We start from the raw sequence: 13515 nt of genomic DNA, 5'->3' as shown, positions 1-13515 counted from the left end.
TGTATGAAGCCTATAGTGTCCATAAATTTACAGGGCAACTCAGCGCTTTTTAGGACGGAAGATGGATACAACCCTTATACTCATTTCGATGATCATCGCATTGGCCGGATTTACCCAAGGTCTCACCGGGTTTGGCTCGGCGTTGGTGTCGGTACCTTTACTCTCACTGTTAGTTGGTGCGCAAACAGCTGTGCCTATCGCAGGTATATTTGGCTGGATTGTAACCTTCCCAATCGTATGGAAAATGCGTCACTCCATTCAGCGAAAAGTCGGCTTAATTCTATTTGCAGGCTCAATTCCCGCCTCTTTTATGGGTGCGAAGTTGCTGGCAAGTCTTCCTTCTCATTACATTTTGATCACTATGGGCTTGGTGTTGATTGCTTCTAGCATTCACTCACTTCGCTCTACTAAGCCTTTGTTTCAAAAAACATCTGTCCCAGTTACTGTGGGTGCAGGGTTTACTTCGGGGTTACTGGGCGCTAGTGTTGGTGAATCAGGTCCACCGGTTATTGCTTACACCTCTATGCAGCCATGGTCAGCTGACGAAATTAAATCAACGCTCGCGTTTTTCTTCATGTTACAAATGATCGGTGCCAACATTGGGTTTTACAATGAGGGGTTAATTACTGCAGAAGTGCTCGACTATGTGATGTCTGCAATGCCTGCATTTATTGTGGGACTGGCAGGCGGTATGATTGCGTATCACTTTATGCAGAAATACAAAATTGACTACCACAAGATCGTTCATGGCTTCCTACTGTTCATGGGTATCGCGCTTGTGTTCAAAAATGTTAGTTTTTGATTATTTGTGTCATAGCGAATGGCGTATATGGTAAAGCCCACGCATAATTTGGACTGATAAACAGAAAAAAGCCCTCACAGTAAGACTGTGAGGGCTTTCTATTTAGGGCTTAATTCCAGTGTCAGCTAAGATTAGTTCCACTCTTCTTGGATGTTCTCGTAGCCTTTCACGTTCTTAAGGTGCTCACGAATATCAATTGGGAACGTCTCTTCATCAACACGGAGCTGACTTGCACGCTCGACTTCTTCACGTGGGTTCTCAACCGTTAGGAACGGCATTGCACGCTCTTGTTCAATATTCGGGAAGGCGTCGATCATCATAAGGTGACGCGTCTTCATAGTAGTGAACATACCTTTAGCAGGGAACATTGGTAGCATCATACCAACGCGCTCACGTGGATCCGCATACAGGTCGTAGTACTCTGCACCAGATAGACCTTTTTGTGCGCCAGCAACATGGTGCTTGTAGCGGCCTTTAACAATCGCACCTAGCTCATCACCTGTGTAGATGTAAACGTAGTCACGACGACTGTAAGTATCACCATTGATAAATAGGGACGTTTGGTCAACACCGTCGATAATACGGTCTGTAGGTACGTGGTCCATTGCTCCGCCTAAGCGTGCGAATGTAGTGAACAAGTCTGTTACGTGCAGAATATCACCCGGTACTGAACCTTCTTCAATCATTCCAGGCCAAGTAGCAAACATAGGAACGCGAACCGCGCCTTCTGTGTACATACCTTTACCACCCGTGTAGAGAGTTTCGTTCATGCCAACTGGACCACCAGACACCATAGGGCCATTATCTGCCATAGCGATGATCAGGGTGTTTTCTTCAATACCTAGCTCAACCACTTTTTCTTGGATTTCGCCAAGCATTTCATCGATGCGAGTTAAGCCTTCTGCCAAGATAGAACCATTGGTGGTGCGGAACTCATCCGATGGATGGATGTTTAGGAACGATGCCATAGTTGGCCAATGTGCCACATAAAATGGCTTGCCTTCTTCAACACTGCGCTCAATGAAGTCTATTGTACGATCGGTCGCTTCACGGTCGATGTTGTAGTAGAAATCTTCCGTAGGCTCGCCCCACTCTGTTACTGGACCATTTTTGTTACCTTCTAACGCGTATACAAAGCCGTTTGGTCGCCAGTTTGGATCCATGTCGTATGGGTCTTCAGGGAACATTTCTGGAAGCAATACGCCTTTCGCTAGTGCGCCGTGCTGTCCACGAGCGTTATACAGGCTCGGAACTTGGTTGTATGGCGTCCAGAACGCTTCGTCAAAGCCTTGCTCATTCATGTTACCGCCTTCGGTATCACCTTGGTGAGCTTTGCCGTGGAATGCCGTTTTGTAGCCCGCTTCGCTAAGGATCTCAGCGATGGTCACTTCTGAGCGAGGTAGACCGCCATACTCGTATGGGAAACCAACTGTATACATACCATTACGAACCGCATAACGACCCGTTAGCGCTGCGGCGCGAGTTGGCGTACACGAAGGCTCGGTGTACATACGCATGAAGTTAGCACCGTCGCGCGCCATTTGGTTTAGTACAGGCGTTTCGTAGCCACGTACCTTTTGAATTTCTGGAATACCTACATCACCAATTGGTGTGTCATCCCACATGTAGTGGATGATGTTTGGCTTAGTGCCAAAGCGTGCTTCAAGTTCGGCCAATTTTGCGTCGAGATCTTTGTCTTCAACAGCCCAACGTTCGCCGCTTTGTGCGTGTAAGATGTAGTGCTCAGCATCATGGATGATTTCATTAGCGTGAACCGCTGATGCACCAAGGGTCGCTGTAGCGATGGATGCCGCTACGATAGATTTATTGAGTTTTAACACAGTATCGCCTCTTTAGTTATGCGTTTGTCGTCGAGCCGTAATACTGAATCGCCCGTCATGATGCATAACAAATAGGTTAATGGTTTTGTCAGGTGCCGCAGTGAGACCACTCGGCCAATGAGTTCCTAGTGCCTATCCTAAGGAAAAGAACCCACTGTATTGCTGACTGCTTTGTCCATCTCTGTATGAGTAGGACTGCATTCCGTGCGAGGCCTATCTTCTACCGATGGCCAATTTCAATCAATTAGGCTAAGTTGCTTTGAAACCTCACTTTCAATTATGTTTTACGCCAAATACAGTGGGTTTATTCATTAGTATTTAGGTTAAACACAAAAAATGGCCACGTTTGATCGGTTAGATGCGATCAATCGTGGCCATGTTAGGCTAAAGATGTACTTTTACAGATGATTAGAATTGATGATTAAACTCGAGTTTAAAGTCGCCTTTCTTAAAGTCAGTCTCATTATCCCAATTGGCGTAAAAGCGAACATTTTGGCGCGGGTTGAGTCGATAGGAGGCGGTAATTTCATGATCCAGCTGGCTCCAATCACTGAGCTGCCCACCGACACCTGCTTTATACATTGGGTTGTAGTTTAGCCAGATGGTATCGGTAAGCGTCACTTTGGTATACACCCCCACCAAGGCAAAGCCGCCAGGAATGCCGATGCCATCCTCTTTCTCATCCGACACCGTAAAACCTGCACCAGCTAAAGGATAAAATTGAAACGCGCCGTATTTAGGCGTTCCTTGTAAAAAACTGTAAGAGGCGCTGCCCATATCACTGTCGAAGTCCCAATCCATATCGATTTGAGTACCGCGATTTTTTTGCTTATCAAGTTGGAAATTGCGGTAGCGAATGGAGTCTATTGAATCGTCTCGGGTGTCATGGTCACTCCACCCAAGCGCTTCACCCGCTATTCCCTTTATTTCGAGCACATGCATAGCTTGGTTATTGGAGTCTGGGGTCGCATATTCTATGCCAAACTTAAGGTTAATTCCGTTATTGGTCACACCTGCTCCCGCACGATTATAAACCGCTAACGGATCCGACATGTCTGCCAGTTCGGTCTCTTGCGTATTGGCAACATCAGCATGGGAAATAATAGGCACAAAGACTATTAAGCTTGCTAAAGCGATAGTAGATTTATTCACAGTTCATTCTCGGTGTTTAAAACAGATTTATTCAGGGGAATGCACTAGTGTTGAATTGAAATCCATTATCTATAGCAACCGACTTACATACCTCCCCTAGCGTATTTAAATAGTCAATGAGAAACGACACCACGATCAATACGGTCAACTTAATGTATCACCTCACCCTCATTTATGAATTAACAAAGTGCGCACAAATCATTGATAATAAATGATTTTAATCTTCATTATTTTCATTTGCTAAAGTGTTTTTCTTTGATTTTCGTTCAATTACCTGCGAGCAAGAAATAACCTATTCACCTCAATTATCTATTCATTTATAGTGACCGAAATTAATGCTTCTTGGCACAAACGAACGAGTAATTGGAGATAACCATGGCCGACACAATTAAGGCATTTCTTATAACCGCTTCTGCACTTTTACTTATTGGATGCCAAGGCGACGATGTTCAGGCAAATAATAAATCCGACGCCACAGCGATAGTAGAAAATAAAGAGGCTGACTCGATACTGGTACCTTCCAACCGCCTTGAGCAGCAAGCCTACGCACTGGGTTCAACCTTCGCCTCTCGCTTATCACAGAACTTAGAGCACCCACAGCAACTAGGCATCGAACTGGATCCTGATTTTGTGTTGCAGGGCATTGAAGACGCCTTTAAGCGCACTTCACAAATCACTCCTGCTGCTGCCACCGAGATTTTAGAGGCGCTACAAGAAGATATGGCGCAAGCGGCCGCTCGCAAAGAGCTAAGCAACAGCACCGCGAGTGATCAACAAGGCTAATAGCCCAGCAAACCACTCGAATTTAAAAACCACAGTTTTCAGCGATTGTGTACACACACGATGACATAGGTAACAGACAATGACCGTACAAGACAGCTCCACTTTCAATGGTAAACCCACCAAACGCACCCACATTATGGCTAAACCTGTAGGGGCAGCGTGCAACATTGATTGCACCTATTGCTACTACCTAAGTAAACAAGATTTGCTTGAATACAAACCAGGCTGTACACCAAAAATTGAAGGTGAAGCCTTAGAAACTTATATCAAGCTATATATCGAATCACACAACGCACCAGAAATCATTTTTTCATGGCAAGGCGGCGAGCCAACGCTACTGGGGCTCGAGTACTTTAAAACGGTTGTTGAACTGCAGAAGAAATATCAACCCGACGGCGTGGTTATAAAAAACGATCTTCAAACCAACGGCATCTTACTTAACGATGAGTGGTGCGCTTTTTTGGCGGAGCACGACTTTTTAGTGGGCCTTAGCATCGATGGTCCCGAGCTTTTGCACAATGCCCACCGCACTAACCGCGCTGGACGCGGCACCTTTAGACAAGTCATGAAAGCCGTGGATCTGATCCACAAACACAACGTCACATTCGCGACTTTGACATGCGTAAACAACCTGACCAGCAAAAACCCTGTTGAGGTATACCGGTTCTTACGTGACGTTGTTAAATCAACACAGATTCAATTTATCCCTATTGTCGAGCAGAAGACCTTCCGTACCGATGCACCGCAAAGTGATACAGAGTCTTGGCAGGCCGAAAATCAAATTAAGCAAGGTGACAAGCGTCTTATTCCTGGTCACAAAAACTCAGTAGTTGAGTCATTTTGTGTTTCAGACCTAGGCTGGGGCAACTTTTTGATCGCGGTTTTTGACGAGTGGGAAAAAAGTGATATTGGCAGCGTGTTTGTTCAATATTTTGAAGCAAACCTTGCCTCGTGGATTGGCGAGCGCAGTCAATTGTGCACCTTAAACCCAGTTTGTGGCAAAGGGTTGGCGATGGAGCCTAACGGTGACCTCTATACCTGTGACCACTATGTGTATCCGGAGCACAAAGTCGGCAATATTTATCACGACAATCTCGAAGAGGTGTCGTACGGGCAGCAGCAACAAGACTTTGGCTACGCCAAAATTGAATCGCTCACCAGTGCTTGCCAACGCTGCGAGTATGTATTTGCGTGTTACGGCGAATGCCCAAAAAATCGATTTATCAAAAACGCCGACGGCGAACCGAACCAAAACTACCTGTGTGCAGGCTGGAAAAAGTACTTTGATCACATCGACAAGCGCATGGCACACATCGCCCGCAGCTATGGATACCCGGTGAAATTTGGTCGCTATAGCGATGATAAAATGGCAAGCCTGTTGGGCTCAAACCCACGCTACATGTTTAATACTCAATACTAATTCCCATCTTTAGAGTCAGCGACAATGGAAATTGCTGAGTCTTGAGATCAGTTTAAATCGAATCACCCTTAATAAAGGAGTATGCCATGAGTGATTCCATGCATAAGTGAATCTTCCAATGAAAAAGGCACTCTCGTTTTTAAGCCTAGCTATCTTTTCTACAACCGCATTTTCTAACCCCACATCAGACGAAAACCTACAACTCACCATTTCTGGATACGAATTTCCAAGGCTCAAACCCATCCTAAACGGTCAAGTTGAGATTGAAGGTGTTGATCTCCATTTTAAAAAAATGGGCATCGGTGAAATGAATAACGATGTCCTCAATGGCGATCAAACTTTAGACATCACAGAGATTGGTTTGCACCCATATATGCTAGCCTACGCCAATGAAGAGTTTCGGGACTATACCTTGATTCCTGTTTACCCATTGCGCGTCTTTCGACATAAGAGCATCTTTATCAACAGCGACTCGGGCATCGAAAAGCCTGAAGATCTAAGAGGCAAAACCATCGGAACGCCAGGTTACTCGTCCACCTCTCTCACCTATATACGCGGTATGCTGCAGGACGAATACAACATATCTCCACAAGACGTTAACTGGGTTGCCTCCGATGTAGATTCATCTAAAGGAGTAACGGGCGCGGTATCGGCTCAAGAAGCGCACATGCCAAACGGCGTTGTGGTTCGCACAGGCTCGGCAGGTAAAGACGAGTCAGAACTTTTAGTCAGCGGTGAGGTAGACGCTTTATTCCATGCCGCGGAGCCCGAAGCTTATATACAAGGGCACGAAAAAGTCGCTCGCCTATATAGCGATTCGCGCACCGCAGAGCAAGAGTACTACCAAAAGACCGGTGTATTTCCAATTATGCACGCGGTCGCGATTAAAACAGAGTTACTGGAAGAGCACCCATGGTTAGCAGAAGCTGTCTATAACGCTTATGTCGAAGCCAAACAGATCGCGTATGGGCAAATGAACCAGATCGGTTGGGCGGCAGATATGATGCCTTGGTATGTCCAAGAGCTTGAGTCGACGCGCGCGTTAATGGGCGATAACTTCTTTAGCTATGGCTTTGATGCCAATAACACCAAAACCTTAGAGACCTTATTCCGTTATTCGTATGAGCAAGGTCTGTCAGAGCGCGAACTCACTATAGAAGAGCTGTTCCACCCAGCAACACTCAAACTGGCTGAGTAGTTACCCTCTATCGTTTCAATCCCCCCCAATAACACCCATGGCAAAGAACAATGTTGTCTTGGGTGTTCTTGGCCAGTTTACGGCTATCAATTTGACTTAGAAGCCTCAAGCGACGCGACAATCAGCGACATTGGCCCTTTAATCATGTCCGTTTTAATCAGTGACTGGTCTTCACAGCAGCTGATTGAAAGTGCAAAACCATGTAAATAATCCGCAAGTAAATCCAAACAGTCCTTCTCAATTCTTTCTGATAATTCAAGCGGCCTGATGAGAGCAAGGTAGCGACTAGTAAAAACGTGCGCCGGACCGCCAGATTTCATACTTAGCATAGTAGTCAACAGCCCGCGATACTCCCGAAGAAGCTCAATATAACTGACCGATAAATGTAAGAGCTCTTGCTGCCAATCTGCATTCTGGCTTGGCTGATAAATCTCTTCCACCAGAGAAGAGGTGAGGGATTCAAGCAAGGCATTTTTATTCTTGAAGTAGTGGTAAATCGCCATAGGGTCGACATTGAGCTCTTTTGCGAGCAAACGAATACTGGGCACTTTTCCTTCGCTTTTCATCAATGACTTTGCCATACCTAAAACAACGTCTGCACTAAGTTGTGTTTGCTTCGCGCGCGGTCTACCGCGTTTTTTATCATTGACAGCCATAACGTCTTCTCGCTAAACTCCATTAAATCTACACTGTAGAATTAATTTTACCCTATCCCAAACCATGACTCAAGCAAGTCATCCTTTAGTGAGGTTTACATGGCGAACATCGTATTTATTGCAACAAGTTTAGACGGATTCATTGCCGACAAAAACGGAGGTTTGGATTGGCTTGAATCGGTACCGAACCCCGATCATGTCGACACCGGCTTTTTTTCTTTGATGGAACGTATTGATGGATTAGTCATGGGACGTAACACCTTAGACGTGGTGTTGGGATTTGGAGGAGAGTGGCCGTACTCAAAACCTGTGTTTGTGTTAAGTAACACCATGACTGAAGTGCCAAAGGGCTATGAAGATAAGGTCACGTTAGTAAATGGCGACCTAAAAGACGTGGTGGCGGATCTAAATGCGAAGGGCTTCAACGATATTTACATTGATGGTGGGAAAACAATTCAAAGCTTCCTGAAACTCGACCTCATCGACGAAATGGTGATCACACGTTTTCCAATGTTACTTGGAGGTGGTGCGCCACTGTTTGGCGACTTGGATACCTCGTTGAATTTCACAGTGAGTAAAAGTGAAGTCGTGCTGGATCAGCTGGTTCAAACTACTTATCTGCGTAATCGATAAGCCACTATCGAAGCTCCTTTCTACAGATAAACGGGTGTCTTATCACCCGTTAAATCAATGGCTCAACTTGCCCTTATTCAGCAAGCCAATGACCATCCAGCGCGAACGTTTTTTCATCAAAATCAATGGTTGCGTTCACACCCAATGGTGTAACTAACATTGGGTGTGTATGGCAACTGTCGAAGCCATACAAAATAGGAACTGCTTTACCATTAAGCACTTCCTTAAGAACATCCAATGGCGAGCGACCAGTCCCTTTGTCGTTAAACAACTCATGCTTGCCTAACACAATGGCCCCTACCTTATCAAAAACGCCACACGCGAAAAGGTGCGCAAAGGAGCGCTCAACCGATTCAATACCCTTAAGTGAATCTTCCAGCAACACTATATCGCCAGCTTCTATCTTAGGCATATACTCACTGCCCCATATCCCCGACATGGTATTGAGGTTGCCACCGATAATTCGGCCACTAACCTTGCCACTACCAATGTATTGCCATTGATTATCGAACGTAGGTTTTGCGGTGTCTTGAGTCTCCCAGTCGTGCATCACATCGGTCCACACCGCTGGCATGGTGTATTGATGCGAGGACGACACACCGCATAAGATGTCGCGAAATGAAGCAAATGTCTCATCAACCAGTGGTGGCAGTTCACCAAAAGACGCCACCAGCGCAGGGCCATAAAACGTCACTATATCCGTTTTTGCGACTATGCCTAACAGCAGCGCTGTCACATCGGAATAGCCAATAATGATCTTAGGATCCGCTTTGAGAGCTTGATAATCGATGTAAGGAAGGAGCGAATTACTGTTGTAGCCGCCGATTGTGGACATAATACATCGGACACTAGGATCGCGAATCAGTTGATTGAGCTCGTCTGCACGCTGCTGAATGGACCCCGAACGATAGGAGTCCGAGCATCCGGTCAATGAGCCTGCAACCAGTTCAAAACCATGAGAAGCTAAATATGATTTGGCGCGTTCAAATCGATTGGGTGCGAAACTGGTCGCGGGAGAAGACGGTGAAAAATAACCAATTTTGTCGCCTTGTTTTAATGCCTTGGGATAGATCACTCAGTAGATTCCTTTTGACTGAATACGCCAGATTTACTGGGTATTTTTAGCAAACTTTATCTCTGAATAATCTCTTAACTCTGTTTAATTATCAAAAGGTTATTTCATTAATGCATCGATTAGTCTTTGCGTTATCAATTCATAGCATTATGGCTTGCAAGCTAAGCGCGATAACCAAAGCGGGCAAGATAGTGCCACACTTTCTTAATATCTTGCTCATCATAACCTTGCTCTGTCACCGCCAAGCCCAAAAGCTTGGGGTTAATTTTTCCATTACGCGCAATCTCTCGCGCCAAGTCAATATACTGCGGTCCACGGTAATTAGGATAACGGCTCATTTCTTCAATACTTAGCTCATAGCCATTGTGCCATCGAACGGGAATACCTAGTGCTAGCGCCTGTTCCTCAACTGGGGTGTTTCGGTACACTGGATCAAGCACTATGCACTCGATGTCTTGTTCAATAGAAAGTACACCATGAATGTGCGCCTCAATATAATCATCAAGCCGATCCTGGTTGTCTTCTGTGGCTTTGCTAATAAGCAGGCCTATCTGCTCACTGACAGCAAAATCTTCGGGTTCAAAAAAGCTGTCTGGATAGCAAAAGGTGGTGCGATTGAGAGTCTCTGCTTTTAGGACAAAGTAAGCCGACCCAAATCGTGGTGAAGCACCGGTCTCATAGAGTCGAAAATTAAGAGCGCCGTATTTAGGACGAAGTGCATCTGACGCTTCGTCGTACGCTCCGTCAAACACTCGATTCTCCCACAACCAGCGTTCGCCGCCTTTAAATGCCGTCAATCCACCATTGCTGGTCTTGGTTTCAAATTGGGATTTGATGTTTCCTTGCTGCGCGATCGCCTGTAATAGAGGCTCGCCATCCGGAGTAAAACGATCGGGGTGAAAATTGATGGTCACCGAGTAAGGATGCGCGGTAACTTCACCTTGGGACTTGTGCTTAATATTCTCTATTGCGGCGACAACGTAGTGGTGCATAAGGTCTCCAAGCGGTGGTAGGGACATCTAACTTATTGAGTCAAAAATGGAAGTACTAACGCTCACATTACAGTTGCTTTAACTACTTTGGCAATGTGGCGAATTAAGCCGTTTTTAATGCATGCTTAACTGCGAGTTAGACAGGGTAATGATCTCTTCAGCTATATCTTCTATTAACCGCCCAGTGGTTGTTATCTGCTTAAACTGTTTAAAGTAAGGGGCACTTTGTTGCTCCAGCTGCTGCATCAGTTTGAGCTTGTCTTCAGCCTGAACAAAGCGAGGTCTATAGGTTGTGCTTGTCGTATTGCTTAGGCGCTCAACAAGTTCAGAGAGCTCTGCCACCAAACACACTACAACACCGGTGTGTTGCATAACATCGATGTTTGATTGATTGAGCATGAATCGTCCGCCAGTAGAAATGACGCAGTGCTGCTTGGCACTTAACTCATTCGCGACCTGCTCCTCGATAGCACGAAACTGCATATCCCCGTTAGTTTGACTAAAAATGGACGCTGCAGGTCCAAATTGCGCTTCGATATATTCGTCAGTATCGATAAATGTACGGTTGAGCTTGTTGGCAACGTGTCTACCTAAAGTTGTCTTACCGGTTCCCATTAGACCCGTTAATATCACGTTATTAGCCATAAATGTTGCTCGCTATTAAACCGTTGAACCACTAGCGCTTTCGATTCTGTTGAACCAGTTTCTCATTCCACGCGGTGTTGCCATCTCGCTTGCTCACATCGTACTCCGAGCAAAACTGAGAGATCGTCATATTGTTATCACCCGTTGCGAGTTTTAACGCCAATTGAACCTGTTGCAGTTTGCTTTGCAATCGCAATATTTGCCCTGCATTTGGACTTTTCTCTTTGGCAAATTTTAACGCGGCGTGCTTACGCTCAGCAGCTCCAGCGCGGCGATCGGCTTCTCCCAGCAAGAATCGTAACTGAGCAATACTTTTACCTTTTTTGAATGCGGGATCTATCAGCTCGACACACTCTTCAAAAGAAGGGTCTACAACGTAAGGATCAATTTTATGCGCTTGCTGGCGCATCCATTCAAGAGCGAGTTTTTCGTCAGACATAATCCAATCTTTACTGAAATAATGAGTGCTTATGGTATCGCTCAATACTAAACCACCGCAATAGAAAGTTGTGTATCTAAATTTTAGTTATCACATTACGAATACGTTCCCACATATGCGGGTTATTTTATTTTAAGTTTTAGATGCCAAGTAGCGGGAGAATTGGCGGTAACGTAAGCGCTCGTGCCATTGTTCTGCGCCATTTGTGCACTATCATAGATGCCTGAACATGGTTCTAAAGCGAAATTATGGGTGCCATTATGTGCACCTTGGTTTTTCCAAACCCCTAAATAAGGAGCAACATTTGCATCGACATTCATCATTAGTCTGCAACGGCTGTCTTGAAAACCAAACCAGTCCTCGCTATTGAGTAGTGGATCGAAATAGAATTTCTCGCACAACCCTTCATCTTGTTGTGCGAACACAGAACCATCCCAATCGATACCATCAGCTTGAGTGTGTCGAGGGTACGTGTACCGTTTTGTTTGATCTTGCAATCGCCCTACAGGACAAACACTAGTGATGGTATTTAGGTGTTTAGGAATCAAAATTGTAGTGTCTGGCTGATAGGAAAAAAGCGCGTGAGGCGTCCATAGAAACGGCATTTTGGTCACTGTCCCTGTTAATTCAACCCTATAGTTGATAATGAGTTCATTATTTTCCAACGTCACTTTTTTAGTTAACTGGTATGGAATGAGTGCACTAGTAACAGAGAACATCAGACTGCCATCTGGCTCGATGTGATATTGCCAAGGAAGCGACCAAACATCGCCATGATCGGGTATGGACATTGAAGTCAGTCTACCCTGCTCTTCAACCTCTACCTGGCACTCTTCAATGCTTGGAAAACATTCGTCAAACCCACTAGTCTCGAAGGAGCCAAAGTCTGCACCATAACTCGGACAAACTAACTTAGTTAGCGGAGTTTGGTAAAGAAGTTCATGCTCACTCGTAGTTTTAACGACCAACGACACCATTTTTGCACCGTAATCGGGTATCCATTCGGCTCGTATCAAAGCGTTTTCAAGGACAACCGTTGGCAAACCTTTAAAATGTCCCACTGAAAACTGGACCCTTTTAGTTTCCATCAGATTTACATGTTGCTTATCACTATCGCTGATCATTGAACTACCATCTTAGAAATTGGGCACCTGACAGGTTATTGCAAACAGTCGATATTCCCAAAATACGACAAACACTAGAATATCTAACTGCGAGTAAAACACACAGCTCCTTGATCACCAATTGTGCTCTATATTGGTCAAAAATCGTTGATCTTGCGCCCATTTCACGACAACAAGCTTCTCTCAAGAACTTACCATTTCGTTACAACGATTATGATTTAACTCGAAATACGCTGTACAAGAACTGGCTCGCAACACAGCGCCATCGTAATCAAGTTTTGGCTGGGTAAAATCCACCCCTCCTTTACGGTTGATATAACTCAACCTCACTGGCCGTCAACGTATAAACTGACTCAACATTTGACGCTCCATCCGCATAGCTAACGTTCTCTATAGACTCTTCTGCGTACAAGTGACCACTTACCCATACTGGCGTCGATAGGCTAACCAACTCAATCCCTTCCGGATAATCGACCAAAACCAGCTGATTCGGTGGTGGAGGTGGCGCTCACTTTACCCAAGCCAAAGAGATACTAATTGCCATTTGGTGACACTGAAGCCGTTAACAGTGGTAACGACGAAGATGCTATTGATGGTTAAGTGCAAGCGTTGTCCCAGGCAGCTCAAAAACTGATGGAGATTGCTCGGCATCGAGCCCAGACTCAGAGCCCAGAGACACAATCGCAACAAAACTCTCAAAGTGATGATGTTGTCGATGCCGAGTTTGAAGAAGTTAAGTAATTGCTAATTAGGCT

At 45.3% G+C, this 13515-nt stretch carries 13 protein-coding genes and 2 pseudogenes; 6 read left to right on the top strand and 9 right to left on the bottom strand.

The genetic code is table 11. The features are described from left to right. Positions 1 to 61: 61 nt before the first annotated feature. Complete coding sequence (locus JQC93_RS02430) at positions 62 to 802, top strand: sulfite exporter TauE/SafE family protein (protein WP_205156865.1); 741 nt, start codon at positions 62 to 64, stop codon at positions 800 to 802. 131 nt (positions 803 to 933) lie between these two features. Here JQC93_RS02430 and JQC93_RS02425 read toward each other — a convergent pair whose 3' ends face one another. Together JQC93_RS02425 and JQC93_RS02420 are read right to left on the bottom strand one after the other, a co-directional pair. Beyond that, on the bottom strand, positions 934 to 2643 hold the full coding sequence (locus JQC93_RS02425; RefSeq protein ID WP_205156864.1) for a sulfatase-like hydrolase/transferase: 1710 nt from the start codon (positions 2641 to 2643) through the stop codon (positions 934 to 936). Positions 2644 to 3051: 408 nt separating this feature from the next. Further along, a complete protein-coding gene (locus JQC93_RS02420) occupies positions 3052 to 3795 on the bottom strand; it encodes a hypothetical protein (protein WP_236009250.1) in 744 nt (247 codons plus the stop codon). Positions 3796 to 4170: 375 nt separating this feature from the next. Between JQC93_RS02420 and JQC93_RS02415 the strand changes: the two genes are divergently transcribed. The 3 genes from JQC93_RS02415 (at position 4171) to JQC93_RS02405 (ending at position 7196) form a co-directional block, all read left to right on the top strand. Next, positions 4171 to 4578, top strand: a complete 408-nt coding sequence (locus tag JQC93_RS02415) for an FKBP-type peptidyl-prolyl cis-trans isomerase N-terminal domain-containing protein (protein WP_205156863.1) — start codon at positions 4171 to 4173, stop codon at positions 4576 to 4578. Between the two features lie 79 nt (positions 4579 to 4657). Further along, on the top strand, positions 4658 to 5998 hold the full coding sequence (locus JQC93_RS02410; protein ID WP_236009249.1) for an anaerobic sulfatase maturase: 1341 nt from the start codon (positions 4658 to 4660) through the stop codon (positions 5996 to 5998). A gap of 118 nt (positions 5999 to 6116) precedes the next feature. Next, positions 6117 to 7196: an ABC transporter substrate-binding protein gene (locus tag JQC93_RS02405; protein WP_205156862.1), complete on the top strand. Its 1080-nt coding sequence runs from the start codon at positions 6117 to 6119 to the stop codon at positions 7194 to 7196. 86 nt (positions 7197 to 7282) lie between these two features. Here JQC93_RS02405 and JQC93_RS02400 read toward each other — a convergent pair whose 3' ends face one another. Continuing rightward, positions 7283 to 7852, bottom strand: coding sequence for a TetR/AcrR family transcriptional regulator (locus tag JQC93_RS02400; RefSeq protein WP_205156861.1), 570 nt, complete (start codon positions 7850 to 7852; stop codon positions 7283 to 7285). A 99-nt stretch (positions 7853 to 7951) separates the two neighbouring features. Here JQC93_RS02400 and JQC93_RS02395 point away from each other — a divergent pair, with 99 nt between their 5' ends. Next, a complete protein-coding gene (locus JQC93_RS02395; protein ID WP_205156860.1) occupies positions 7952 to 8485 on the top strand; it encodes a dihydrofolate reductase family protein in 534 nt (177 codons plus the stop codon). Positions 8486 to 8558: 73 nt separating this feature from the next. On the opposite strand, the gene JQC93_RS02390 is transcribed toward JQC93_RS02395, so the two are convergent. From JQC93_RS02390 to JQC93_RS02365, 6 genes and pseudogenes are all read right to left on the bottom strand, one after another. After that, complete coding sequence (locus JQC93_RS02390) at positions 8559 to 9560, bottom strand: S66 family peptidase (RefSeq protein ID WP_205156859.1); 1002 nt, start codon at positions 9558 to 9560, stop codon at positions 8559 to 8561. Between the two features lie 161 nt (positions 9561 to 9721). Beyond that, positions 9722 to 10552: a DUF3626 domain-containing protein gene (locus tag JQC93_RS02385; protein ID WP_205156858.1), complete on the bottom strand. Its 831-nt coding sequence runs from the start codon at positions 10550 to 10552 to the stop codon at positions 9722 to 9724. Positions 10553 to 10666: 114 nt separating this feature from the next. Continuing rightward, positions 10667 to 11197, bottom strand: coding sequence for a shikimate kinase (locus JQC93_RS02380; RefSeq protein WP_205156857.1), 531 nt, complete (start codon positions 11195 to 11197; stop codon positions 10667 to 10669). A 31-nt stretch (positions 11198 to 11228) separates the two neighbouring features. Next, positions 11229 to 11636, bottom strand: coding sequence for a hypothetical protein (locus JQC93_RS02375; protein WP_084883590.1), 408 nt, complete (start codon positions 11634 to 11636; stop codon positions 11229 to 11231). 122 nt (positions 11637 to 11758) lie between these two features. Further along, positions 11759 to 12760: an aldose epimerase family protein gene (locus JQC93_RS02370; protein ID WP_205156856.1), complete on the bottom strand. Its 1002-nt coding sequence runs from the start codon at positions 12758 to 12760 to the stop codon at positions 11759 to 11761. A gap of 304 nt (positions 12761 to 13064) precedes the next feature. Next, a pseudogene (locus JQC93_RS02365) lies at positions 13065 to 13256 on the bottom strand (DUF3299 domain-containing protein); the annotation flags it as partial. A 59-nt stretch (positions 13257 to 13315) separates the two neighbouring features. Here JQC93_RS02365 and JQC93_RS02360 point away from each other — a divergent pair. Continuing rightward, positions 13316 to 13501 (top strand): annotated as a pseudogene (locus tag JQC93_RS02360) (hypothetical protein); the annotation flags it as partial. Between the last annotated feature and the right edge of the window lie 14 nt (positions 13502 to 13515).

It is taken from the genome of Vibrio ulleungensis (assembly GCF_016900875.1).
Classification (GTDB): Bacteria; Pseudomonadota; Gammaproteobacteria; order Enterobacterales; family Vibrionaceae; genus Vibrio; species Vibrio ulleungensis.
The sequence above is the reverse complement of the archived record's forward strand: the minus strand, read 5'-3'. Positions and strand labels throughout refer to the sequence as shown.